Here is a 25751-nt window from a genome sequence, read left to right on the forward strand (position 1 = left end):
CAGATCTTTGCTCACGGCATGACGACGGTCGAGCCTCCTCCGCTAGATCCGCTCAGCGAGGACGAGCTCGGACCTGAGGCAACAGTCGCCGACTTCTGGCGGTTCGCACTCCCGGACATAGTGACGAACAACGTCTGCGGCCGGCTAGCGGAGTACGTCGTGTGCGATCTATCGGTGTCGAGCGCCCGGTACGCGTGGAGTGGAACGTGTTCGACGTATTCTGGCGTCGTGACATCCGATTCGAGGTCACGTCCCGACGTGGGCGCAGCGTTGCCCATCCATACTTACGCTCACAGGCCTGCGCGGCGGTGTATTGGGCCCGTCAACGAACGACTACTGTTGCCGCAGCTCAGGCTCGCCCTGGCGTAACGCGCATAGGGGGAGTTGCGAGCGCTTCGCTTTCCTCGTCTATACTGGTGAGGCAACGAACACACATCGTCGCAACACAACTAAAGTCGTCAGCCCTCAGAGGGCTTGACATACCTCAGGTGAGTTGACCTGGTCGAAAGCGAAGTTGGCCAGTATCCGCTCATCGAATGCCGGTAACCGCTAGTACACGGGGTCCTGCATTCGCGAACCTACGGGGACCTCCAGTGCTTCGGCTGCGGAGGTGGGGTCACTGCCGTGAAATTCGTGGACGACATCATGGTTTTGGGATAGCCTTCACCGGTTGGTGAGGGCTATCGCCATATCCGAAGGAGATACCTTGATGGCGGAGTCCACCCCGACGTTGCCCGACGTGTTCGATGCGCTCAGTCGCGTGGCAACCGAATACACCGAGCGCGGTGCAGTGCTGTACGGCGCATACGCGAAGAAGTACCTGGGTGAAGTCTTCCCCGGCTTCAATGAGCGCACCTTCGGGTTCAAGAAGTTCGTGCATCTTTTGAGCGAAGGGGACAGCGAAGGGCGCTTCCGGCTGGAACTTGTCGACGGTCACCCTCGCCTGCACGGCCTTCAATCGTTTGGGCCAGAGATGCCTCCGCGCTCGCGCTTGAAAGCCGACTTGTGGTCCACCATGCTGACGTGGGACACCGGTGTCCGGCAGTGGGACCGGCGGCGAGGGCGTGCCGTGTTTGTGCCGTCCGGTGAGGACGGTGCGCCCCTGTGGGAAAGCGAGCCAGACAGCTTCGTGGCCATCGCGCCCGTGACGATGAATGACCAACTGTCGTGGATGCGTGAATTCGCGCAGGAGCAGAACGAAGACAAGCGAGTACAGCTTGTCGAGTCCTTGGACGACCCGAACCCTGGTGCTTTCAAGCGTGCGCTCACCCGTCTCCGTCTTCAGGGGGCGTGGACTGTTCGTCTGCAGCAGAAGGTCGCCGAGCACGCATCATCATGGGCGGTGGGAAACTCGGTTCCCGTGTCAGAGATCATCGACACGCGTCCGCGCGAACAAGCAGCAAAGCGACCCTCCGACAGTCCACCTATCGAACCGCCGCGGCAGAACGGGGGCGTCGAGGCTGAGCTGCGGGAGAAATTGCACCGGGTCATCGACCAGATGAGTCTCGCGGAGCTCGCCGCGCTGCCCATCCCCGCCGGCTACTTCGTCGCCCGCTGAACGGGGATGCCCAGGCAGACCGCGCAACCGATCCGCGACGCACTGACATTCCTCAGCACGCGCGACATCTCGGATATCGACCCCGAGTTCGTCGAATCGTGGCAGGGGGAGCGAACGTCGCGGGCGCTGCTTCATGCAGCCCTCCAGCGCCATTCCGACTTCACCTTCGTCGAGTCGCTGTCGATTCAGCTCGAGAGCGCGCTCGGCGTCGAAGGCATTAACCAAACTCTCGCCGCTCGCCTCGTTGCTGATGTGCTCGCGGCGCCCTCGTTCAGTGTGAAGAAGACTGACGGCGCACTCGAGCATGTCCGTCAGGCTGTGATCTTCGGTCGAGACGATAGCAACGAGCTCCCCCTGGAGCTGCTGGTAAAGCTCGACACATGGATCCTGCCGCGACACACCCCGGAAGGGGGGCGCGTCCCGGTGCCGGCGAGTGTTCAGAAAAGCAGCATCGCGGTGACTGTCCTGGATATGGACGGCGATGCGCAGCTCGGGGAAGTGATGCGTACTTACCTGAGCTGGCTAAACGAGTTCCCACTTCCGACGCGCGCTTCTCGAGATCTCGAATTCTCCGTCGTGTTTCTGGGTGCTCCAGCGGGGCTTGGGGCCCTCGACGTGCCCGACCAATGGCGGCAGCAGCTCTCGAACCTCGCAGCGGCCTTCGGGGTCGCGGCGGCCTTCCACCACGGTCCGAGTTTCACTGGCGCGGTCGGCGACAAGGTCCGGCAAGTGATCCGGTTCGATCCGTGGAAAGGTGAGGCACCCGTCACATCCGAGGGGGATAAGCTCTCTGCCACCACTATCGATGTCCGCCACCTTCCTTTCGACGACGTATATCAACTCGTTGCGGTCGCCCTCGCCTCCCACGTGGTGGAGGAAGAGACGTCCGCCTTCGAACGTCGTGACCTCAACGTGGGGCAGGAGATCTTCCACCGCAAGGTTGGAAGCAACCGAAGGTACGACAACTTCGATGCCGGAGCACCTACGCCGTGCACACATGGGCGTTCATCCTTCGTGCGCTGGTCCGGCCCGAAAGCGACGAAAGGGATGGAGCACCGGTACTCGAACTTTGTTCCCGCCTGGCTCCACCACTGCAAGAAGTATCCAAACTGCGGCGTCTACGCCGTCTTCCATCCTGGCGCTACCGAAGACGCCGAAGCAGAAGCTTGAACTCGGATCGAGACGACTTCCCACGGTAGAGATCCCAGCGATGCTCAATGTTGGTGCCAACCTGGCACGCCGCCGCTGCAACCTTCGTCTCGAAGTCTTTCCTACTCCAGCCCGAGTTCAGCGAGCGACCGGAACGCATCGATAGAGCTCGCGTAGTCAGCGATGCGCACGTGCCACGCGTCCCAGCGGTCAGTCGTCGTGAAACGACTGAAAACACTCTCAGTCGGGACCAACAGACCGTCGTAGAAGCGCAGCTGGCAGACGGCGACTACATCTACGACAAGGGCGTTCGCAGTATCGTGTTTGCGCGGTTCAAAGACCCGGTGCTCCTGACGCGGTACTACCGGTTCCTGGGCGTCTTCGAGATCTCAGACATCGAGACGACGGAGAAGAAGGGAGTGACGTACTCGCGGGTCGCGTGCCAGATCGATCTAGCGTCCATTCCCTGAACCACGCACATCACGAGAGGGTGAACAGATGGCTTCCTTGTGTGTGTTCTGTGGTTCGGATGCTCCGCTCACCTTGGAGCACGTCTTCGGTCAATGGCTGAGTCGCATCGGTCTCCCGATGGGAACGGCCCTACACGCCGCGGGACAGCTAAATCAACTCGGCCGGAGCATGGGCGTTCGTGCACCGTTCAGCCAGACCGTCAAGTGCTTCTGTGCGGCGTGCAACAACGGGTGGATGAGTAAGCTGGAGGCCCACGTACAACGCATCCTCACTCCCTCCATCCTCGATAAGCCCGGACGCATCGAGGCGAGTGACCTGCAGGCTGTCGCGACGTGGGCGCACAAGACTGCCTTGGTATCGATGCTCGTATCGAGCCAGGATGAGCGCGACCGGGGGCATGGCGTCCCGGCGGTTGAGTACCGGGCGCTGTTCGACGCGCAGGAGCCGCTGCCGGACTCCAGCTTCTGGATCGGGCGCACGGACATTCCCGGGTGGGGAGTGCGGGTGACCCCGGTTGTCGTGCACATCGGCGGCAACCCCATCACGGACGTTCCGCAAGGGTATGCGATGACGGTCACCGTCGGTGCCCTTGTCTTGTACGGAATCCGATTCATGTCCCCGGCGCTGTCGGTGGATGTTGAGACCAACTTCGACCTCGCCCGCCTGTGGCCGGCAGAGGGAAGTGTCGAATGGCCGACCGGCCGGACTGTGACGCGAGAGAGCTACATGGAGTTGGCGAACGCGCGTTCGCTGCGCTCCGACCATCCCCTGGTGAGTGTGCGTCCGCTCGCCTCGGCGGTCGACCTCCCCCAAAACGACCTGCGTGCAGACCAGGTGCAGCTTCCGCTGATGTGCGGTAGACACCACACCCAGTACCCAGCAGAAATCGTCCGGAAGCGCACCGCGGCCGCTTCTATTGGTTCACTGTGGCGTGCGAGTGCCCGATGGCGTACCTCATCGAGACGCACGAAACGGGAGTGCGTTGCATCGCCGCCGCGGAAGCCGCAGAAATCGACGAACAGTTCACGGTGCTGCCTGGCCTCGAGCGAACGCTCGCATCGATCTTGCGTGTAAAGACGAGGATGCTGTGACCGTGTAGACGCGGGGTGGAGCAGGTGAAGTGCAGGCACGTACACGGGATTCATGTCACAGTCACGGGGAAGCGCCGCGCATGGACGGGTGAGTCGTCGACCGCCGGCCCATCATTTCGTTTTCCGGGACGTGCCCCATGCCATCCTCTGCCTGCCATCCGTTCGATGTCGGCGACCTCCTCGTCTCTTGTTGGGGCGTCCCGCAGACGATCGTCGACTTCTACCAGGTGACCCGCGCATCCCCGAAGACAGTCGTCATCCGACGCATCGATGCTCGCATCGTCGAGATAGTTGGTCCCAACGGAGCCATCGTCGAGGCGATCCCCGATGCGTTTCGAGGCGAGGAGCAACGCCGCCGACCCCGCGGCGAAGCGGGGGAGTGGGTGGTGGGCGTGGAAAGCTGGGAGCGAGCGACGCGATGGGATGGTTCGTCGATGCGGACGGTCCGGTACGCGTGAGACGACGAACCACCTAGGCGCGTCGTGAGCGTCGGTGGAGTATCCAACTCTATGGAGCGACGCCTCCGACGTGACCACGAGGAAGAAAGCAACGCGTTCCTCGACCTTCGCGACCTGACGTTGAGGACCCTGAGCCCTCGCAGTTGTGGAGTGTGTGAAGCGACTCAGGCGATGCGGTTGCGATGCACTTGCCTGCTGACTCGAGGCTCAAACCCTATCTACTCATTTCCAGTGGCTGCTTTCCAGCGGCTGCGCTCTGTTTCGAGTTTCCCGACGTGCGCGACACACACGAACCACAGAACAGTCATGGTCCACGCTACGGAACGAAGACCGTATTCAACGTGGCGCGGGACCCGGAGCTGTCAAGTGGTGTGTCCACACCGTAGTCTCGGAGCATGCTTGAGTATGTGCCCGCAGTCACTGGTGCCGCGCGCGGAGTGAAGCCGGCTGTTGAACTGTCCCGACGGGCTCTGCAACGGTTGCGACTGTTCGGAACCTTCCCTATCCGATGGCTTGAACTCGATGGACGTAAAGGGCTCACTGCCGCTGACGTCACCGATCTTGAGGAGTTCCTCGACCAGCGGGAATCGCGTGCGCTGCTCAGTGTGCTCGCCCTCACGATGCTCACGCCCTCTTCTGATGTGCGGAAAGAGTCGCTGGAAACGGTGCAGGAGTTCTTCATGAACGCTGCCCAACAGTGGTGGTCGGCGCGGTCTAGCCGATGGTATGACCGTCGTACGGCGGTATGGGATGCCCTCACCCACATTTACGACAAGGCGACGCCCGCCGGCAAAGAACTCGGAGACGCAGCCTCGGAATTCGAGGACTTCCTTCAAACCTCTCTTGGACGTGCGGTCGCTCGCGATGACGGTGGCCCGACGCCGTCTCGCTATGTGGAACGCTTAGCTGGACTCGGCGCTGATGTCGACCGCGTTGTCGACGCGCTGTCGCTCACGGAGCGGATCAAGACGGCACTGGCGAACGCCCCCGCGCCTCCGATCATCACTTATCGGAGCATGGACCGCCAAGCGACGTTTGGCGAACTCTATGTCAGTCGCACGCTAATCAACAAGGCGACGGACGAGCGAGTTGACGGATCGCAACTGGGAGAGCGCGGAGCACCATATCGCGCGGTGGTGCATGGTGCGCCGGGTGCAGGGAAGAGCACGTTCGTGCGAAATCTACTGCAGGAACTCAATGGGGATCCGGGGAGTCAGCCGGCGGTACTGCTGACCGCACGAAACTACTTTCCAGGCGCACAGGACCTATCCATCGTCGAGTATCTGCACGCCGACCTTCGCGCGTCGTCGAGCGTCGAGGTCCCTCGGCAGGGCATCAGCGACGCACTTACGCTTGGTCTGATGGTGGTCATATTCGATGGGCTCGATGAGATTACTGACATCACCCAGCGCGTGGAGATGGTGCACAGGATTACCATGTTCGCCGCGGAGTTCCCGGCTACGCCCATCCTGGTGACCTCGCGCTCCATCGGATACGAGCGCGCTCCGCTACCGCGGGCTGTATTCAACACCCTCACGTTGGACGAGTACAGCCCAGAGCAGTCCAGTGAGTACATTCAAAAGTGGTTCGCCTATATCCAACGTCCCGAGCTTGCTCCGCACTTCCAGAACGAATCGGAGTCGGTAGCTGACCTGCGCAAGAATCCGCTGCTTTTGTCGCTGCTGTGCATTCTTTACCGTGAGCGAGGGTCGATCCCCATCCGGCGGCGGGACATCTACGGTGACTGTGCAGACCTGCTGTTCCACAAGTGGGACTCGCATCGCCATATCGGGCAGCCGGAAGAGCTCCACAAGAACGGTGACCGGATCATGCAGGAGCTGGCACGCTGGGTGTACAACTCTCAGGCGGCACAGAACGGCCTGTCCGAGTCGGTCATCACGAAAACCATCGGTCAGTATCTCCGTGATGCGACAGGTGTTGAAGACGGAGAAGCGCGCCGACGCGCCGGGGAGTTCCTGGAATTTTGTGCCGATCGAGCCTGGTTGCTCGGGTCGACAGGGACCGACCACGGGGAGCGGATGTTCGAGTTCACTCATCGAACGTTCTTCGAATACTTCACCGCAGAAGCCCTCGCCCGCACGAGCATGGATCCCGATCAGATCGCGAAGATTCTCGTCGACGCACACAATCGCGACGCGACGACCGTGCTCCCCGAGCTCTTGCTCCAGGCAGTCGATGACAAGGTAGATCGAGGAGCTGCGAACACCTTCAAGGTCGTGTGCGAGCGCACCCGCGACGAAGTCCTCATTATGCAGCTGATGGAGGGGGTGCCACTTCCGGCTACTGCGAGAGCGAAAGGATTCGACAGGATCCTTGAGCTGTGGCAACAATCGCGAAACATCCCGCGTGGGTCGTTCCTGACGCTGCTGACTCTGCATAGCGATGCCCGTGACCAGTTCATCCGCGAGTATCTCATCGCCGGAAACCCGCTCGCTCGCAGCCTCTTCCTAGGGGCATGGGTTTCCCTTGACGTATTCGACCAGATCGGTGCCCATACGGAACCGTGGAAGACGGCCGTTGCCGTCCTGGTCGCCGAGCACCAGCCGAGCCACGGCGCCTGGTACGAAGGCGCTGTGGCTGCGTGGCGGTGGAGGCACCATGCAGTCGCGATGCCTGTCTCCAAGGCTGTCCTCTACACGTCGGAGGGGGCCTCGGGGCGATGCCCTGGAACGCTTTGGTTCGGGCTTGAGCTCGCCGCCGAGTCGAAAGGTCAGACCCAAGACGACGACCTTGAGAGCCTGTTCAAGGGCACAGTCATACGTGCTCGGTCACGACAGACTCCTTTGAATCCAGCGGTCTCTCGCGAGTTCGCCGAACTAGCGCTGCGGCGTGTTGAATACCTCGGTGTGCCGAACGGGCGGGTGCTCAGCGGAGATGCCTTGTGGTCCTACCTGTATGCGATGGGAATTCTCTACGAGACGACTGAGGGCGACTCGGAGGCGCAGGACCGGCTGACAGAGGAGCTACCGATTCTGGCGCGCGATCTGTGGCAGCACCGGACCGCATCTCTCAAAGCGGGAAAACGTCCGACCGCTCCACGGTCCATCGAGCATGTCCCGAGGTGGCTGCGCGACTGGAGCATAGGGCGGCACTCATTCACCTACTACGGCTGACCGTCGAGTCTTCAAGTCGACACGAGGGACAACGCCGTCGTCCCTGCAGCGTGGCGGAGGAGTTGGTGGTGTGTGTCGAACGCTGGGAGCCGTTGACGCCCAGCGGTCGGTTCGCCGACGGTCCGGTACACGCGATGCGACGATTCACGTCGGCGCATCGCGAGATCCAGCGGGACGACCAACCGGTTGGTGGGACGACGGGGCAAATACTGTGCCACCTTCTGTGACGCACTAGGGCTGGCGCTTGGACCGGCGACCTCAGGTGGGACTTGCGCCAAGTGCGACGAATCAGTGCCAAGAGTGTCGACGCTGCACACCAGATCAAGGCCAAAAACGAAACAAGCCCCTGCGGTGCTGATGCGAATCCTCGCTCAGCGCCGCAGGGGCTTCTTCGTGTGCGCGCACCGCGCGCATGCGAAGGCGTGTGCGTGCACGGTGCCAAACTGGCCGACGCCTGCGTCATGCGGCGCTGTCGTGGCCACCTTCTGCAGTTGCGGTCTCGTTCGGCGTGGCGAAGATCGATGCGACCGGCGGGATCCAGAGCGCCGAGGCGATGGCTGCGGAGACGACGACCGAGATGATCGCCCATACGTCCCACGCATCTCCGGCGAGGATGCCGATGATGCCGAGCAGGGCGAGGATCGTGGCGTAGATCGTGATCAGCACCCGCGTCGGACGGCTGCCTCGGAGCACCCCACCGGAGACAGCCACCACGAAGAGGCCGAAGAGGGTGATGCCCGCTCCGACGAGAGAGAGCGCGACCACTTCAGCGTCGTCCGCACCGGAGTATCGGTCGAGGAGGAGCAGCACCCCGAGCAGACTCGTGAGAAGGCCGTGCGCGAGCACCACGAGAGCCACGATCCGTGCCACCGTGGTCGCGACCAGCGAGCTGCGCGGTCGCCGTCCCCTTGGGGCTGTTGTGTCGCTGGTCACGGCGGGTGTTGCGGCGATCCGGCGCAACACCCGTCTGTGAACGAGGCGCACTAGCTCGATCCCACAGAGCATCAGGATCGCGATGGCGGCAACGAGCGTCGCGGCGTCGGGGCCGGGGTCGACCAGCGCGAAGAACTGCGTCGACAGGGGAAGAGTGAAGACCCCGATCAGCGCGAGGAACATCGCCCCGACCACAACGATCTTCACGGCGCTGAGCGGCCTCGCCAGCACGCTGAGCACCCAGATGCCGACGACGGCGAGAATGATCGTCGCCCCCGTGCGCAGCTGCTCCTGACTGATCCCCAGATCGCGTGCGGCAAGGGTGTACGCCGTGATCCCGACCGCCACGATGATGCCCGCGGGAATGGCGAAGCTCAGCGACCGTCGGAGGAACCCGGGGACATAGCGCTGCGCGTTCGGCAGGAGCGCGAGGAAGAAGGCCGGGATCCCGATCGTGAGCCCGTCGGTGATGGAGAGCTGGCGCGGCAGGAACGGGAACTCAAGCAGGAGCACACCGAAGAGCAGCGCGAGCCCGGTGGCGTACACGGTCTTCGTGAGGAACAACATCGACACTCGTTCGATGTTGGCGATCACCTGACGCCCCTCGGCCACGACATCGGGGAGGTGTGAGAACTGACCGTCGAGCAGCACGAGTCGTGCGACGGCTTTCGTCGCCGGCGAGCCCGAGTTCATCGCGATCCCGATGTCGGCCGACTTGATCGCGAGCGCATCGTTCACCCCGTCGCCTGTCATTGCGACGGTGTGGCCGGACTGTTGCAGCGCCGAGACCATCAGCTTCTTCTGCTCGGGCGTGACCCGGCCGAAAACGGTGTGCTCGTCGAGCACGCGGGCGAGCTCGACGAGATCCTCGGGCAGTTCACGGGCATCGAACCCGTCCGCGGCGTCGAGCCCGACCTCCCGAGCGATCGCAGCAACGGTCCGGGGGTTGTCGCCGGAGATGATCCGCACCCCCACGCCCTGCCGTCGGAAGTACTCGAGGGTGCGGGCGGCGTCCGGGCGCACCTGCTCGCGAAAGGTCAGAACCGTGACCGGGCTCAGATCCGCGGGCAGACGCTCAGCCTCGGCATCCCGTTCTTCGAGCGACGCGGGCGCGTAGGCGAGGACGAGCGTCCTGCGACCGGTTTCGGCCAGACGGATGACCTCCGCGCCGAGGGGTGTCGTCACGGAGGTGGCCAGGTCGCCGAACACCATCTCCGGGGCGCCCAGGACCCAAGTGCCCGAACGCTCGACGAAGGAGACGGCGCTCCACTTTCGCGCGGACGAGAAGGGAATGTACTGGGCGGGTGTATGCGAGGCGGTATCGCGACCGAACCGCGACCGCAGGGCCCGTGCGGTCGCGTTGGCGTCCGGAGCGCTGCCGTACCACCCCAGTGCGTCCTCCCACCCGTCCACGGGGGTCGAGAGAGGATGCGCGTCGTCGAAGACGATCTCGCCGAGTGTGAGCGTCCCCGTCTTGTCGAGACAGATGATGTCGACGCGGGCGAGGCCCTCCACCGCCGGTAGCTCATTCACCAGGACCTGCTGTCGGGCGAGCTTGGCAGCTCCGACCGCGAACGCGATGCTGGTCATCAGCACCAGGCCCAGCGGCACCATCGCCGTCAAGGCGGCGATCGTGTTGACGACGGCCTGCACCCATGCTCCGGTGGTGAACGCCGCCTCGTACCCTCCGGCCACGATCACCTGTGCGTTGAAGACCAGCAAGCCGATCGGGCCGATGCCCCAGCTCACCCATTTCAGCACCCGGTTGACGGACGAGCGCAGTTCGCTGGCGACGAGGGAGAACTTGCGTGCCTCACCCGCGAAGCGGTTGGCGTAGGAGTCCGCGCCGACGCGCGACACCCGAGCCACCCCCTCACCGCCGACGACGATCGACCCCGAGAGTGCGAGCTCTCCCGACCTCTTGTCGACCGGATCGGATTCTCCGGTCAGCATCGACTCGTCGATCTGAAGCCCCCGAGAGGAGCTCACCTCCGCGTCCGCGGGCACCTGGTCGCCCGCTCGGAGGATGAGGATGTCGTCGAGCACGACATCGTTCGGCGGCACCTCGATCTCGGTGCCGTCCCTGCGCACGCGCGCGGGCGCAGCGCTCAGCAGCGCCAGTCTGTCCAGAGCGGCCTTGGCGCGGAACTCTTGGATGCATCCGATGATCGCGTTTCCGAAGGCTGCGAAACCGAAGAGCGCGTCCTGCCACCGCCCGACGAGGAACAAGATGAAGAAGCAGGCGAAGACGATGCCGTTGAACAACGTGAAGACGTTGGAGCGGACGATGTTCCACGCGCTGCGGCTGGTGTCGGCGTCGTAGGCGTTCGTCTCGCCGCGGGCGATGCGATCGGCGACATCCGCGGCCGTCAGACCTGCGTCGGGGCTCGTCACGACAGGGGCGCTCATGCGCTCAATGTAGCGTGGGCCGCGACACCGGCGCAGCAGCCGCCGCCGATGAGATCAGTGGGCGCTCACGGGGCCGTTTGCTTGCGCGTTCGTCGAACGCGGCCTAGCTTGTTCACATTCGAGCAGACGGCGTGGAACCGATTTGGCTTGATCGGACCCTCGCTGTCGGCGCACATGCGGAACAAGGAGACGACATGACCAGCGATGATTCCTTCAGCCCGGCTGCCCCTCTTTTCACAAGGCCGACGGAGGCAACGGGCGCACCGCGCCACGTGATTCCCGCCACAGAGACGCTTCCCGCCACGGCGAAGCAGATCGTCGAGGACGAGACGATGCTCGACGGCAATGCGCGGCTGAATCTCGCGACTTTCGTCAGCACCTGGATGGACGACGAAGCGCGACAGGTCTACGAGGCATCGTTCGACAAGAACATGATCGACAAGGACGAGTATCCGCAGACGGCCGCGATTGAAGACAACTGCTGGCGCATGCTGGCGAATCTCTGGAACGCTCCGGATGCCGCGCACAGCATCGGCACCTCCACGATCGGCTCATCCGAGGCGTGCATGCTCGGTGGTCTCGCTTTCAAGCGGCGCTGGCAGCAGGCCAGACGTGCGGAAGGCAAGGACACCTCCTCGCCGAACCTCGTGATGTCCTCAGCCGTGCAGGTGTGCTGGGAGAAGTTCTGCAACTACTTCGACGTCGAACCGCGCTACGTGCCGATCAGCGAGGAGCACAAGACGCTCGACGGGCACGACCTGGCGAAGTACGTCGACGAGAACACGATCGGCGTCGTCGCGATCATGGGCGTGACCTACACGGGTATGTACGAGCCGGTCGCGGAGATCGCCGCAGCCCTCGACGAGATCCAGCGGACGACGGGCCTTGACATCCCCATCCACGTCGACGGCGCCTCGGGTGCGATGATCGCGCCCTTCCTGCAGCCGGACCTGGTCTGGGACTTCCGGTTGGACCGCGTTCACTCGATCAGCACCTCCGGCCACAAGTACGGACTGGTGTATCCGGGATTGGGCTGGGTGATCTGGCGGGACGCGAAGTGGCTGCCGGAGGATCTGGTGTTCAAGGTCAGCTATCTGGGCGGAGAGATGCCCACGTTCGCTCTGAACTTCTCGCGCCCGGGCGCGCAGGTCGTGCTGCAGTACTACCTGTTCCTCCGGCTCGGCTTCGAGGGCTACCGTGCCGTGCAGCAGGAATCTCAGGATGTCGCGAAGTTCCTGTCCGCGGGCATCGCGAAGCTCGACGCCTTCGAACTGTGGAACGACGGCAGCGACATCCCCGTCTTCGCGTGGCGGCTCAAAGAGGGGCACACGAACAACTGGACCCTCTACGACCTGCAGGACCGACTGCGGATGCGCGGCTGGCTGATCCCGGCGTACCCGATGCCCGCTGATCTCGAGCAGATCACTGTGCAGCGCATCGTCGTCCGCAACGGGCTCAGCATGGATCTGGCCCAGTCGCTGCTCCAGGAGATCGAGAACGAGGTCGCCTATCTCGACAATCTCACCTCGCCCATGCCCCGTGAAGCATCCCACGCGGCATTCCACCACTGAGGCGTGCCGACATGTCCACTTCGAAGACACCGGCTCCTCGCACCCCGTCCGGTACGTCCGGGGCGGTCTCGAATCACCCTCTTGCGCCGCGTTCCACCGTGACGAGCTTCCTCGGCGTCGGCCAGCTCGCCCTGCTCACCCTGGTCGTCGTCGCCAGTCTGCGGTCGCTTCCGGCGATGGCCGTCTTCGGCCTGGGAAGCGTGACGCTGTACATCATCCCGGCGATCCTGTTCCTCATCCCCACGGCTCTCGTGGCGGCCGAGCTGGCCACCGGCTGGAAGGGCGGTGTGTACATCTGGATCAGAGAGGCGATGGGCAACCGCTGGGGCTTCACCGCCGTATGGCTGCAGTGGATCCAGAACGTCGTCTGGTACCCGACGCAGCTCGCGTTCATCGCCGGCGCGCTCGCGTTCGTCGTGCTCGATCCCTCCCTGTCGAGCTCCGGATTCTTCACCGCAGTGGTGATTCTCGTTCTCTACTGGGGCTCTACGCTGATCGCGCTGCGCGGAGGGAACCTCTTCGCGAAGCTCGGCTCCTGGGGTGGCATCCTCGGAACCTTGCTGCCCGCTGCTCTGCTGATCGTCTTCGGCGCGATCTGGGTGTTCAGCGGTGAGAAGACGCAGGTGCCGCTCACTCCGGAGGCGGTGATTCCGCCGTTCACCGGCATCGCGTCGATCGTGCTCATCGTGTCGAACTTCCTCGCCTACGCCGGCATGGAGGTCAACGCTGTGCATGTGAATCAGATGAAGGATCCGGGGCGCGGGTTCCCGCGTTCGATCTTCCTTTCCGCCATCCTCATCCTGCTCGTGTTCATCCTGCCGACGATTGCGATCGCCGTGGCGGTGCCGCAGAAGGAGCTCGGCTTGACCAATGGCATCATGCTCGCGTTCCAGGCGTACTTCGGACACTGGGGTGTCGGTCAGTGGGCGACGGCGGTGGTGTCGGCGCTGATCGCCGCCGGTGCGCTGGCCTCAGTGATCACCTGGATCGTCGGTCCGTCGAAGGGCGTGCTCGCTGCAGCGGAGACGGGGCTGCTGCCGCGCTGGCTGCAGAAGAAGAACAAGGCCGGCGTGCAGTCCGGGATCCTGATGCTGCAGGGGACGATCGTCACGGTGCTGGCCGCGATCTTCATCATCGTCCCGAACGTCAGCGCCGCCTTCGTCGCGCTGATCGACATGTCCGCCGCGCTGTATCTCATCATGTACATGATGATGTTCGCCTCAGCGGTCATTCTGCGGCGGACGCAGGGGGGAGTGAAGCGCGCATATCGCGTGCCAGCCCTCGGGCTGGTGGCGGGCGTCGGGTTCTTCGCAAGCGCGACGGCCTTCGTGTTCGCTTTCATCCCCCCGCAGGGCTTCACGGCCTTCCCACCCGCGCTCTACCCGTGGATCGTCGCGGCGGTGATCGTGGTTCTCGGAGGCCCACCGCTTCTCTTCTACGCATTGAGGAAACCCTCGTGGGACACTCGCAGCGATGCAGAGAAGGCTGCGCATGGCACACACGACGAGGACACCACCTCCACGGCCTGAGATCTCCGGGAGCAGATCACATCGGGCACGGATTGTCGGGTGTGCGCGCTGGCGCGAGGACAGACTCGATCTCGAAGGGGGACACCATGATCTCTGAGCTCAACGGACTCATCGACGAAGTCGAGGTGCGCCTGGCTGAGGATCTTGATGTGCCTGTTCTTGCTCGTCGCCTCGGCACGACGGAGTATCACCTGCGACGGATGTTCTCGTCGCTCGTGGGGATGCCGCTGTCCGAGTACGTGCGGCGGCGTCGGATGACGGTTGCGGCCGCCGATGTCCTGGCGGACGTGCCGCTGCTCGACGTCGCCGTCCGCTACGGGTATGGCTCGACGGAGGCGCTCAACAGGGCGTTTCGTGCGGTGCACGGCATCAGCCCCGCAGAGCTGCGTCAGCACGGTGGCCCCCTTCGCTCTCAACCGCAGCTCAGGCTCCGCCTGACGATCGAAGGACACTCCACCATGGACTCTCGCATCACTGACCACCCGCCGTTCCGCCTCGTCGGCCATGCCGCACAGGTGCCGCTCATCCACCGAGGGGCCAACCCGCATATCCAGGCGCACATCGCATCGCTTCCCCTGGCGGAGCATGAGCGGCTCAAGAAGCTCGGCGACAGCGAGCCGGCAGGCCTCCTGCAGGTGAGCGCCGACGTCGACCCCGACTACGCCGAGGGCAGCACGCTCACCTACCTGCACGGCGTCGCCATCGATCGCGCCACAGCGGTTCCGGATGACCTCGACGTCATCGACGTACCGGCCGGATCCTGGGTCGTGTTCCGCTCATCGGGCCCGTACCCGGAGGCGTTGCAGGAAACCTATGCGGCATCGGTCGCGGACTGGTTCCCTTCGAACCCCTGGCGTCTGCGCGAGGGGCCGTCGATCGTCGCGGTCATCGACCGCGCTGAGGACTTCCGCACCGCGACGACGGAACTCTGGATGCCGATCGAGCGTCAGGCCTGAGACGCCGAAGCGGTCGGGGCGGAACTGCCGTTCCGACCCGGCCGCTCTTCATGTCAGCGCTTCGCCTCAGTCGTTCCACGACCAGACGTCGTCGCCACGCAGTGTGGCGTCGGCGCCGCCGTCGACGTAGATCGTCTGACCGGCCATGTGCGTGTTCTCGACGCTCGTGAGCCAGATCAGAAGAGTTGCGATCGACTCAGCGGGCTGGTGGTAGTTGAGCGGCATCGGCACGTGGGCGTCAACGAGCGCCAGGCCCTCGGGGTTGTTGAGCAGTTCCTGCGTCATCGGCGTGATGACGGTGCCGGGGGCGACGGCGTTGAGGGGGATGCTCGCGCCGGCCCAGTTCTCGGTGATCGACTCACGGCGCACCCATCGTGAGATGGCGCGCTTCGACGAGGGGTATGCGGCGCGAGCCGCACGGGGATCCTGCGCGATAAGGTCTTCCGCCACGGCCAGCGTCGCCGCTTCGTCGCCGGAGAGCGCCGCCTCGACCAGACGTGCGGAGTTCGGCTGCAGCGAGGCCATCGACGACACGACGGCTGCGCGCGGAGCATCCGATGCGCGCAGCGCCGGAAGCAGGCCCTCGAGCACCTCAGTGACGCCGAAGTAGTTGACCGACATCGTGAGCGGCTTCGGCGCGGAGATGCCGGCGCAGGCGATGACGCCGTCGATGACCCCACCCGACGCCTCGATCGCCTGCGCGACCGCCGCGGCTCGGCCCTCGGCCGTGGAGAGGTCGGCTTCGATGTCGGCATCGCGCAGGTCGATGCCGATGGTTCGCTCGCCGCGCTCCTGCAGAAGACGCACGGTGGTGGCGCCGATTCCCGAGGCGGCTCCGGTGACGACGTAGGTGCGGGTCATTGTGATCCCCTTCGGTGCAACAGTGTGTGCACCGAGCCTACGCTCGTGATCTGGTTGCCAGCCGTGCCTCAAGGCCTGCCTTCACTGCCGGCCATTCGGGTTCGATGATCGAGTACTCGACACTGTCGCGCAGTGCGCCGTTGCGGTACCGGCTCACCGCGCGCATGACGCCGTCCTGCTTCGCGCCGAGGCGTTCGATCGCCGCACGGGACTGCTGGTTCACCCACTGCGTCGTGAGTCCGACACGGAAGACCCCCAGCGTCTCGAAAGCGTGGCGAAGGAGCAGCAGCTTCGATTCCGCGTTCGTTCCGGTGCCGTGCGCGGAAGGTCGGTTCCACGTGTAGCCGATGTGCAGCCGCGGCACCGTCTCCTCGATGTCGTAGTACGAGGTCATCCCGATGATGCGGCCAGCGGCGTCGAAGGTCGTGAAGGGGATCATCTCGCCCTTCTCCAAAAGGCCCAGGCGGCGCTCGATCTCGCTCTCCAGGCCGTCGGCCGTCGGGACAGAGGTGTACCAGGAGCGCGCGCGCAGATCGCCTTCGCCGGAGGCCTCGAGCAGACCGTCGTGGTGCGCGCGCTCCAGCGGGCGAAGCTCGACGAGCGAGCCGGTCAGAGTCAGCGGGGCGGGCGGGGTGCGAAAGGTCATGCGCACATTCAACAGGAGCAGCGCGGGTATCGTGAAACAGGTGAAGACTGTGCCTTTCGCCGGAGCATCCGCCGCTGCCCTGATCGCGGGAATGATGCGGATTCCCGACAAGTCGGATGCCGAGATCCGTGAGCTCTACGACACGGCGCGCGGAGCCGGAATCGACTTCTTCGATCACGCCGACATCTACGGCGGACAGATGCACCTGTGCGAAGAGCGCTTCGGCGCAGCGCTGCGCCTGAGCGCGGCCGAGCGCGCCGAGGTCATGATCCAGACCAAGTGCGGCATCGTGCCGGCGCAGGGCATGTTCGACTTCTCCTACGCGCACATCGTGCGTCAGGTCGAGGACTCGCTGCGCGCTCTGCAGACGGATTACGTCGACGTTCTCCTGCTGCACCGGCCCGATGCCCTCGTCGAACCCGACGAGGTCGCGCGCGCCTTCGATGAGCTCGAAGCAGCCGGAAAGGTGCGCGCCTTCGGCGTCTCGAACCACACGCCGCGCCAGATCGACCTGTTGAAGACGGCCGTGCGCCAGCCGATCGTCACGAACCAGCTCCAGCTGTCCATCACGCACGCCCCGATCATCGCCCAGCCGCTGGCGGCGAACATGGAGGGGCTGGCGCAGAGCGCAGTGCTCGACGGCGGTGGCATCGTCGAGTACTGCCGCATCAACGGGATCACGATCCAGGCGTGGTCGCCGTTCCAGGCCGGATTCTTCACGGGGGTGTTCCTCGACAACCCGGAGTACCCCGAACTCAACGAGGTGATCGCCCGCCTTGCCGCGTCGTACGGCGTGACGCCCACAGGCATCGCGACGGCCTGGATCACCCGCCACCCGGCGAAGATGCAGGTCGTGCTCGGGACGACCACACCGCAGCGCATCGTGGATGCTGCGGCGGGCGCCGGCATCGAACTCACCCGCGCGGAGTGGTACGAACTCTTCCGTGCGGCCGGACACCTGCTTCCCTAGGCTGAAATCATGTACATTCTGCTCTCGCTGCTGATGCTCGCCCTCATGGTCGGGGCGATCATCGACATCATGCGTCGTGACGACAGCGAGGTGAAATTTCTGCCGAAGATCGCATGGGTGCTCATCGCCGTTCTGATCCCGTTGGGCGGGCTGCTCTGGTTCGTGCTCGGACGCGAATACAACGGATCCGGGGTCGCGCTGCCGCGGATGCCCCGGCGAGAGCGCGCGCCCAGGAAGCCGCAGACACCGTCTGCGCCGGCGCGGCCCACCGACACCCGCTCGACGGAACAGCAGATCGCGGATCTCGATCGTGAGATCGAGGAGTGGCGCCTGCGCGCGGAGATCGAGAAGCGTCGCCGCGAGGGCGGCGAGAGCGACCCGGTCTAGGCGCGGGCGAAAGCGTCGCGCAGGGCGGGCTCCAGCTCGGGGTAGCGGAACGAGAACCCGGCAGACAGCAGGGTCTCCGGAAGCACCCAGCGGCTCTTGAGGATGAGCTCTGTCTCGGTGCGGATGCCGATGGCGCCGAGCTCGAGCATCCATCGCGGCATCGGCGGACCGAACGGCACGCCCAGCACGTTGCGCACGGTCGCCATGAAGGTGCGGTTGTCGACGGGGTGAGGTGCCGCGGCGTTGATCGGCCCGTGCAGCCAGGGCGTCGCCTCGAAGAAGTCGAGCATGCGGGCGACGTCGTCGATGTGCACCCAGCTGAAACGCTGGGCGCCGCGGGGAGCGCCGAAGTCGTGCGCTGTTCCGGCGGCACGCCGTGCGGCGCTGACGGGCCATCGTCCGTCGTGCTGAGCGCCGCCCATGCCGAGGCGGGCGAGAGTGCGCAGGGGGCCGAGTACGCCGCCGTCACCGAGCACGATCGCCGTGCGCAGCGCTATGCGTCGTGTGGCGGGCAAGGGCGCCGCGAAGAGTTCGCGCTCCCAGCTCTTGGCCACCTCGACGGAGAAGCCCGTGCCGAGTTCGCCCGTCGATTCCGTCATCGGGCGGTCTTCTGCATGGCGATAGATCGTCGCCGTGGAGGAGTTCACCCAGAGAGCGGGCGGAGCGGATGCTGCGGCGATCGCCGTGCCGAGTGCTGAGGTCGTCTCCTCACGGGAGCGGAAGATCTCCGCCCGGTTCTCGGCGGTGTAGCGGCAGTTCACGCTCTTGCCGGCCAGTCCCACCACGAGGCTCGCGCCGTCGACGGCCTCCGCGATGCCGACGGAGTCATCCCAGCTGAGGTCGGCGCCACGGCGAGAGATCGTCACGACCTCGCGACCTGCAGAACGATAGCGTTCTTGCAGCACCCCACCCATGAACCCGGTCGATCCGCCCAGCACGACACGTCCGTCGGTCATCCGTTCTCCTTCTCGATGCGGTAGTCGAACCAGCCCTCGTACTCGTACACGCGCCCGATGAGCGGCGCGTCGACCGTGAGGCTCACGTGCTGTTGCGCTCGCTCGTCGTCGAAGCGCTCCACGAGGCGGACCGTCGGGGAGAGGAGTCGCGGGAGGCGCGCACGCAGGCGCCCCCATCGCACTCCGACCCGAACGCTTGTGAGCAGCAGTGCGCCGTCGTGGACGTCGACATCGAAGGATGCTGCGATGGTGCCGGGTTCGCCGAGCTCGTCGACGATGCGTCCGTAGGGGCCCAGGGCGACGGCATCCTGCATGATCCAGGTGCCGGAGGGACGGTGGAACTCGCGCTCGGCGATCGCGCGGAACGCGATGGTGCGGTTCAGGACACGGAAGGGGACGTCGTGCTCCCATCCGGCGAAGAGCACGCCGCGCTTCTCGAGAGGGCGCAGAAACGGCCACAGCCACCGGCGGGGTGTGCCGGCGCGAGTGAACACGCCCTCGCCGACGCCGACATGGCCCGTGGGAATCGGAGAGAAGTACAGCCGGAGACGGGGATGCAGGGCGGCTTCGCGCGCCGCGATCGCCCGCCGATACGGGGATTGCGGGATCGCGGTCACCTCACGAGCGTATCGTCACCGGTCGGCGTGCGCGGCGACGTAGGCGTCGACCCGGGCAGGGGAGAGGATCTCGTTCGCCACCATGATCGCCGCCCCGAACACGGCGGCGCGCTCGCCGCCCTGCGACTGCACGATCGCGAGATGCTGTGTGGCCAGCGGGATCGAACGCCGGTAGACGACCTCGCGCACCCCGGCGAGCAGATGCTCTCCTGCGCGCGCGATGCTGCCGCCGATCACGATGGTCGATGGATTGAGCATGTTCACCATGGTCGCGAGGACTTCACCGACGTCGCGTCCGGCCTGGCGCGTCGCGGTGATCGCCGCCTGGTCTCCGGCGCGCACGAGATCGATGACATCCGCGCTGCGATGGGTGTCGTAGCCCTGATCCCGCAGGACTGCGGCGATCGCCGGCCCGCTCGCGAGAGCTTCGAGGTCGCGGTCATCGGCCGGGTCGCGCCCGGAGTCCTGCCGATAGGGAACGTGGACGTGGCCCATGTCGCCGGCCGAGCCCTGCGCGCCGCGCTGCAGCTGTCCGCCCGCGATGATGCCCGCACCGATACCGGTGGAGACCTTCACGAAGAGGAGGTCATCGACGTCCGACCAGCGCAGTGCGTGCTCGCCGAGAGCCAGGATGTTCACATCGTTGTCGACGAGGACGGGAACGGCATGCGTGCGCTGCACATAGGACGGCACGTCGAAGCGGTCCCAGCCGGGCATGATCGGCGGGTTCGTCGGCCGCCCCGTGGAGTGCTCGACAGGGCCAGGGACGCCGACGCCCACCCCGAGCAGCGGTCGCTGCGGCGTGATCAGGTCGGCGAGCAGCTCTGCCCCGTCAGCGAGGATCGAGTCGAGAACGCGTTCGGGACCGTCGGCGATGTCGATCGCGCGGGTGCGCGCGTCGAGGATGCGCCCGGAGAGGTCGGCGACAGCGGCGGTGCCGTGGGTTGCGCCCAGGTCGAGGGCGAGGACGACGCCGGCCTCGGTGTTGAATGCGATGCGTGCGGGAGGGCGTCCGCCCGTGGACACGGCTTCGCCCGCGGGGTGCAGCAGCCCTGAGGCCACGAGAGCGTCGATGCGCAGAGCGACGGTGGAGCGTGCAAGCCCGGTCATCGCGGCGAGCTCGGCTTTCGTGCGTGCCTGTCCGTCGCGGAGGATCTGGAAGATCTCACCGGCGCCGGAATTGGCGAGAGTCGTCGCAGTCATTCGGTCAGTAAACCACACCCCTTATGGGGAGCATCTGTCTTCTTCTGATTGTCGTCAAAATACTTTTGACAAAGAACTAGCAAAAGTTGTCGAAGTTGTGTCAGAATCATCGACATGACAACGGACGTCACAGACACCGGCGTCGGAACGATCCGATCCGGCATCCTTGGTGGGGGCTTCATGGCCCGCGTGCACCGCGCAGCGGTGCGCAACGCGGGCGGCGAGGTCACCTCGCTCGCCACCTCCTCCCTCTCCAGCGCGGAGCGCGTTGCGCGCAGCCTCGGAGTGGAGCGCGCGCAGAGCACGCCCGAGCTGCTGGCAGATCCCGGCATCGATCTCGTCCACGTCTGCACGCCGAATGCCACACACGCGCAACTGGCGCTCGCGGCCATCGCGGCGGGCAAGCACGTCGTCTGCGAGAAGCCACTGGCAACAACCCCTGCGGATGCCGACCTCCTTGTCGAAGCCGCCGCGCGCGAGGGCGTCGTCGGAGCCGTCCCCTTCGTCTACCGGTATCACCCCATGGTCAGAGAGGCGCGAGCCCGCGTCCTGGCGGGACAGGCCGGCGCGCTGCTCTCGCTGGACTGCGGATACCTGCAGGACTGGATGCTGCACGAGAGCGATGACGACTGGCGCGTGCAGAGCGCCACGGCCGGAGACTCTCGGGCTTTCGCGGACATCGGTTCGCACCTCTGCGACCTCATCGAGTTCGTGACCGGTGAGCGCATCATCCGCCTCACCGCTCGCACGCGCCGCGTTTTCCAGGACCGGGGTGGGAACACCGTCGACACGGAAGACATCGCAGCCGTTCTCGTGGAGATGGAGAGCGGCGCGCTCGGCAGCCTCCTCGTGTCGCAGATGGCACCGGGTCGCAAGAACGCGCTGACACTGGAGATCCACGGCAGCCGCGAGACCCTTCGCTTCGAGCAGGAGCGACCCGAAGAGCTCTGGCTCGGCGGACGTGAGAGCTCGGCGCTGCTGCTGCGCGACCCCGCGACGGCGAGCGCCGACTCCGCCCGACTGCAGACCCTGCCCGCGGGGCATGCGATGGGCTACCAGGACGCCTTCAACGGCTTCATGGCCGACGTGCACGCTGCGATCGCCGGCGCTGAGCCCGAGGGGTTGCCCACCTTCGCGGACGGACGCCGTGCGGCGATCATCACGGATCTCGTGCTGCAGTCGGCGTCGACGAACTCGTGGATCGAGGTGCCCGCATGAACGCGCAGATCGGCGAGGTCGTCCTTCGCACCCGGGGCGTCGGCAAGTCGTTCTTCGGCGTCCGTGTGCTCTCCGACATCGACCTCGAGGTGCGGCGCGGTGAGGTGCACGGCCTTGTCGGGGAGAACGGCGCGGGCAAATCCACCCTCATGAAGATCATCGCCGGCGTGCAGCCCGCGAATGAGGGAGTGGTCGAGTACCGCGGCGAACCGGTGCGGTACTCACATCCGCGTCAGGCCATGGATGCCGGCATCGTGACGGTCTTCCAGGAGTTCACCCTCCTGCCGGAGCGGACGGTCGCACAGAACGTCTACCTCGGGCGAGAGCCCCGACGCGGCGGATTCCTCGATCAGAAGGGCATGGTGCAGCGCACCCGCGCGCTTCTGGAGGATCTCGGTGTCTCGTTCATCGATCCGACGGCAAGGGTCGGGTCGCTGACGGTCGCCGAGCAGCAGATCGTCGAGATCGTCAAGGCGCTGTCCTTCGACGCGCAGGTGATCTCGATGGACGAGCCGACCGCTGCGCTGAGCGACAACGAGGTCGAGCTGCTCTACGCGATCATCCGACGGCTCACCGCTCGAGGCGTCGCTGTCATCTACGTCTCCCACCGTCTCAAGGAGATCTTCGACCTCTGCGATCGCATCACGATCCTGAAGGATGGCGCCCACGTCTCCACGGACGCCGCCGCCGACCTCACCACCGACGAACTCGTACGCCGCATGGTCGGCCGCTCGATCCAGTCATTCTTCCCCGACCCGATTCCGGGCACAGAGCGGGGCGCTGCGCGACTCGAGCTCGACGGTGGCGGCAACGACTACATCGACGGTGTGGACCTCGCTCTGCACGCGGGAGAGATCGTCGGTCTCGCGGGGCTGCAGGGATCAGGGCGCACGGAACTTCTCGAAGCCCTCTTCGGCGTGCACGGCTTCACCCGTGGCAGCGTTCGACTGGATGGCGCGCCGGTGCGCATCACCAGCCCACGGAAGGCGATCAAGGCGGGTCTCGCCCTGGTCACCGAAGACCGGAAGGCGCAGGGACTCGCCCTCGGACAGTCCGTCCTCGACAACGCGCTGCTCGTCGTGCGCGGTGTCTTCGCAGGACGCACAGCGAGCGCACGACGCGAGGTCCCCGGCATCCTGAGCACGCTCGAAGTCAGCTCGCGCAGCTCTGACCGCGAGGTGCGCTTCCTCTCCGGAGGCAACCAGCAGAAGGTCGTGCTGACCAAGTGGCTGCTCACGTCTCCGCAGATCGTGCTCTTCGATGAGCCCACGCGCGGCATCGACGTCGGAGCCAAGTACGCGGTCTACGCGCTCATGCGGCAGCTCGCCGCCGATGGGTGCGCGGTGCTCATGGTCTCCAGCGAACTGCCGGAGGTCATCGGCATGAGCGACCGCATCCTCGTGATGCGGGACGGACGCCTGGCCGGCGAGCTTCCGGCCGGCGCGGAGGAGCACGAGATCCTCGGAGCCGCCACGGGTGCCACATCGCACACGCACACGGAAGGGGACGCGCGATGAAGCGCATCCGGATCGACTCGACGCTCATCGTCTTGGGCATTCTCGTGCTGACACTCATCGTGGGAGCAGTCCTCGTCGCAAGTGTCGGGCGCAACTTCTTCAGCGATGGCAACATCCGCGACATCCTCACCGGGATGAGCGTGCTGGGCCTCGTCGCGATCGGACAGACGTTCGTGATCCTCGGGGCCTCGCTGGATCTCTCGGTCACGTATGTGATCAGCCTCGCGAGCCTGCTCGCCGCGACGATCATGAACGGGCAGGCGGCGAACATCCCGCTGGCTGTCGCGATCACGCTGCTCGTCTGCGCCGGCATCGGGCTTGCCAACGGGCTCATCGTGACCGTGCTCAAAGTCAACGGCTTCATCACGACTCTCGGCGCCGGCCTCATCCTGCAGGGCATCCTGAACACGAACTTCCAGGGCTCGGCCGGAAGCATCCCGTGGGAGTTCCAGCTCATCGGCGCCACCGGCGTCGGGCCGATCCCGGTCTCGACGATCATCATGCTCGCTCTCGCGGCGATCATGTGGTTCCTGCTCAACCGCACCCGCACCGGCGCGCATCTCTTCGCCGTCGGAGGGGATCCGGAGACGGCTCGCCTGTCGGGTGTGCGCACCCGCCCCCCGCTGATCGCCGCGCACGTGCTCAGCTCGCTGTTCGCCGGCCTCGCCGGGCTCCTGCTGGCCAGCCGCCTCGGTGTGGGGACACCGACGGTGGGGCAGCAGGGCGGCTACGACCTGCTCTCGATCGCTGCGGTCGTCCTCGGCGGCACCCTGTTGCTCGGCGGCCGAGGTTCGATCTGGGGCTCGATCGGGGGCGTGGCGATCCTCGCGGTCGTCGACAGCGTCATGAGTGTCATGCAGGTCAACCCCTTCCTCAAGGACGTCGTCCGCGGCGTCGTGATCGTCGCCGCGGTGGCCGTCTACAGTCGCCGGACCATCAGCCGCCGCAGGGCGCGCTTCGGAGCCGCCGTCCCGGCATCCGCTCCCGAAGCCAGCCCCGACACCGCAGGAGCCCGCTCATGAACATCGTGCGCACACTCATCAGCCCCCGTGGCGCGGTCTTCCTCCTGCTCGCGGTGCTGCTCGTCGCGGTCATGATCCTGAACCCGAACTTCGCGGATGCGGGGCAGCTCATGCGCTTCATCCAGCGTGTCGCCCCGGTCGCGATCGTCGCGATCGGCCAGTTCTTCGTCATCGTGTCCGGGGAGTTCGACCTCTCGCAGGGCTCGCTCATCACCGCACAGGTGATCATCGCCGGCAACGTCGTGGGCCAAGACGATTCCCGCACGGTTCCGGTGCTGATCCTGATGATCGTCTTCGGACTCGTGATCGGGCTCATCAACGGCCTCCTCGTGACGCTGCTCAAGGTGCCGTCCTTCATCGTCACCCTCGGCATGATGCTCGCCCTCCTTGGCGCTGTCATGTGGTGGACCGGCGGAGCGGCCACGGGCAACCCCGCCGACAGCTTCCGCGAGATCGGACGCGGCGGCATCCGCAACGTGCCGGTGCTGGAGTTCGTGCCGTGGGCAGCGATCATCCTCGCCGTCTGGCTCGCACTGGCGATCTGGATCACCCGTCGTCCGCTCGGCAAGCTGCTCATGGCCACGGGAGACAATGCCCGCGCCGTCGACTTCGCCGGCGCACGCCGGGCACGTGTGACGATCAGCGCGTTCATGATCTCCTCGGTCTCGGCCACGGTCTCCGCCGTGCTGCTGGTCGGCTATGCGGGCGTGCATCCCTCAGTCGGACGCGGATACGAGTTCGTAGCGATCACCGCCGTCGTCCTCGGTGGGGTCGTGCTCGGCGGCGGACGCGGTTGGGTCGTCGCCGCTGTCGCGGGAGCCTTCGCACTGGAGGCGCTGTTCATGCTCCTCAACATCGCCGGCGTTCCGTCGACCCTTCGCCCCGCGGTCCAGGGCGTCATCATCATCGCGGCCGTCGCCTACTCGGCTGTCGCTCTGCGCAGCCGTCGCGGCCGCGCCCCCACTTCACCCGAACAGGGAACTGCTTCACCCGACCAGGGGAAGGAGCCCGACGCGTCGCCCGACGCCATGGCTCGTACGTCTGCATCACCTGCCCTCGCCGCCGAGGGTTCCACAGAAACCAGAGGAGACTAGC

At 65.5% G+C, this 25751-nt stretch carries 21 protein-coding genes; 15 read left to right on the top strand and 6 right to left on the bottom strand.

Features of this window, described 5'->3' with window-relative positions:
- Positions 1-709: 709 nt before the first annotated feature.
- The 6 genes from AC1REM_RS08475 (at position 710) to AC1REM_RS08500 (ending at position 7861) form a co-directional block, all read left to right on the top strand.
- Positions 710-1558 carry an LOTUS domain-containing protein gene (locus AC1REM_RS08475; protein WP_492514220.1) on the top strand — a complete coding sequence of 283 codons (849 nt, stop codon included), beginning with the start codon at positions 710-712 and terminating at the stop codon, positions 1556-1558.
- 6 nt (positions 1559-1564) lie between these two features.
- Positions 1565-2728 (top strand): hypothetical protein, encoded by a 1164-nt coding sequence (locus AC1REM_RS08480; RefSeq protein WP_492514221.1) that lies wholly within the window; start codon positions 1565-1567, stop codon positions 2726-2728.
- A 53-nt stretch (positions 2729-2781) separates the two neighbouring features.
- Positions 2782-3177 (top strand): hypothetical protein, encoded by a 396-nt coding sequence (locus tag AC1REM_RS08485; RefSeq protein ID WP_492514222.1) that lies wholly within the window; start codon positions 2782-2784, stop codon positions 3175-3177.
- 169 nt (positions 3178-3346) lie between these two features.
- Complete coding sequence (locus AC1REM_RS08490; protein ID WP_492514223.1) at positions 3347-4252, top strand: hypothetical protein; 906 nt, start codon at positions 3347-3349, stop codon at positions 4250-4252.
- A 154-nt stretch (positions 4253-4406) separates the two neighbouring features.
- Positions 4407-4727, top strand: coding sequence for a hypothetical protein (locus AC1REM_RS08495; RefSeq protein ID WP_492514224.1), 321 nt, complete (start codon positions 4407-4409; stop codon positions 4725-4727).
- A gap of 395 nt (positions 4728-5122) precedes the next feature.
- Positions 5123-7861 (top strand): NACHT domain-containing protein, encoded by a 2739-nt coding sequence (locus tag AC1REM_RS08500; protein WP_492514225.1) that lies wholly within the window; start codon positions 5123-5125, stop codon positions 7859-7861.
- 459 nt (positions 7862-8320) lie between these two features.
- On the opposite strand, the gene AC1REM_RS08505 is transcribed toward AC1REM_RS08500, so the two are convergent.
- Positions 8321-11203: an HAD-IC family P-type ATPase gene (locus tag AC1REM_RS08505; RefSeq protein ID WP_492514226.1), complete on the bottom strand. Its 2883-nt coding sequence runs from the start codon at positions 11201-11203 to the stop codon at positions 8321-8323.
- Between the two features lie 194 nt (positions 11204-11397).
- On the opposite strand from AC1REM_RS08505, the gene gad reads away from it, so the two are divergent.
- The 3 genes from gad (at position 11398) to AC1REM_RS08520 (ending at position 15259) form a co-directional block, all read left to right on the top strand.
- Entirely contained in the window at positions 11398-12774 is a 1377-nt protein-coding gene (gad, locus tag AC1REM_RS08510) for a glutamate decarboxylase (protein WP_492514227.1), read from the top strand.
- Between the two features lie 11 nt (positions 12775-12785).
- Entirely contained in the window at positions 12786-14303 is a 1518-nt protein-coding gene (gadC, locus tag AC1REM_RS08515; RefSeq protein ID WP_492514228.1) for a glutamate/gamma-aminobutyrate antiporter GadC, read from the top strand.
- Between the two features lie 86 nt (positions 14304-14389).
- Positions 14390-15259: an AraC family transcriptional regulator gene (locus AC1REM_RS08520; RefSeq protein WP_492514229.1), complete on the top strand. Its 870-nt coding sequence runs from the start codon at positions 14390-14392 to the stop codon at positions 15257-15259.
- Between the two features lie 66 nt (positions 15260-15325).
- Here the strand turns inward: AC1REM_RS08520 and AC1REM_RS08525 are convergent, their stop codons facing one another.
- Positions 15326-16120: an SDR family oxidoreductase gene (locus AC1REM_RS08525; protein ID WP_492514230.1), complete on the bottom strand. Its 795-nt coding sequence runs from the start codon at positions 16118-16120 to the stop codon at positions 15326-15328.
- 37 nt (positions 16121-16157) lie between these two features.
- Positions 16158-16766, bottom strand: a complete 609-nt coding sequence (locus AC1REM_RS08530) for a GNAT family N-acetyltransferase (protein WP_492514231.1) — start codon at positions 16764-16766, stop codon at positions 16158-16160.
- 31 nt (positions 16767-16797) lie between these two features.
- Here AC1REM_RS08530 and AC1REM_RS08535 point away from each other — a divergent pair, with 31 nt between their 5' ends.
- Together AC1REM_RS08535 and AC1REM_RS08540 are read left to right on the top strand one after the other, a co-directional pair.
- Positions 16798-17736 (top strand): aldo/keto reductase, encoded by a 939-nt coding sequence (locus AC1REM_RS08535; RefSeq protein ID WP_492514232.1) that lies wholly within the window; start codon positions 16798-16800, stop codon positions 17734-17736.
- Positions 17737-17745: 9 nt separating this feature from the next.
- Positions 17746-18123: a PLD nuclease N-terminal domain-containing protein gene (locus AC1REM_RS08540; RefSeq protein WP_492514233.1), complete on the top strand. Its 378-nt coding sequence runs from the start codon at positions 17746-17748 to the stop codon at positions 18121-18123.
- Here AC1REM_RS08540 and AC1REM_RS08545 read toward each other — a convergent pair.
- From AC1REM_RS08545 to AC1REM_RS08555, 3 genes are read right to left on the bottom strand one after another with little or no spacing between them, the layout of a single operon-like run.
- Complete coding sequence (locus AC1REM_RS08545; RefSeq protein WP_492514234.1) at positions 18120-19079, bottom strand: epimerase; 960 nt, start codon at positions 19077-19079, stop codon at positions 18120-18122. The two genes, AC1REM_RS08540 and AC1REM_RS08545, sit on opposite strands and share 4 nt — an antisense overlap.
- Entirely contained in the window at positions 19076-19696 is a 621-nt protein-coding gene (locus AC1REM_RS08550; protein ID WP_492514235.1) for a DUF4166 domain-containing protein, read from the bottom strand. The genes AC1REM_RS08545 and AC1REM_RS08550 overlap by 4 nt, the downstream gene beginning before the upstream one ends.
- Before the next feature lie 15 nt (positions 19697-19711).
- Positions 19712-20899: an ROK family protein gene (locus tag AC1REM_RS08555; RefSeq protein WP_492514236.1), complete on the bottom strand. Its 1188-nt coding sequence runs from the start codon at positions 20897-20899 to the stop codon at positions 19712-19714.
- A gap of 114 nt (positions 20900-21013) precedes the next feature.
- Here AC1REM_RS08555 and AC1REM_RS08560 point away from each other — a divergent pair, with 114 nt between their 5' ends.
- Genes AC1REM_RS08560 through AC1REM_RS08575 form a run of 4 tightly spaced genes read left to right on the top strand, consistent with a single transcriptional unit; the run spans position 21014 to position 25750 of the window.
- Positions 21014-22117: a Gfo/Idh/MocA family protein gene (locus tag AC1REM_RS08560; protein ID WP_492514237.1), complete on the top strand. Its 1104-nt coding sequence runs from the start codon at positions 21014-21016 to the stop codon at positions 22115-22117.
- Complete coding sequence (locus AC1REM_RS08565; protein WP_492514238.1) at positions 22114-23634, top strand: sugar ABC transporter ATP-binding protein; 1521 nt, start codon at positions 22114-22116, stop codon at positions 23632-23634. Before AC1REM_RS08560 ends, AC1REM_RS08565 begins: the two co-directional genes overlap by 4 nt.
- A complete protein-coding gene (locus AC1REM_RS08570) occupies positions 23631-24656 on the top strand; it encodes an ABC transporter permease (protein WP_492514239.1) in 1026 nt (341 codons plus the stop codon). The genes AC1REM_RS08565 and AC1REM_RS08570 overlap by 4 nt, the downstream gene beginning before the upstream one ends.
- Positions 24653-25750 (top strand): ABC transporter permease, encoded by a 1098-nt coding sequence (locus AC1REM_RS08575; protein WP_492514240.1) that lies wholly within the window; start codon positions 24653-24655, stop codon positions 25748-25750. Before AC1REM_RS08570 ends, AC1REM_RS08575 begins: the two co-directional genes overlap by 4 nt.
- Position 25751 lies beyond the last annotated feature (1 nt).

This window comes from Microbacterium sp. GW823-FHT02G05 (assembly GCF_058797175.1).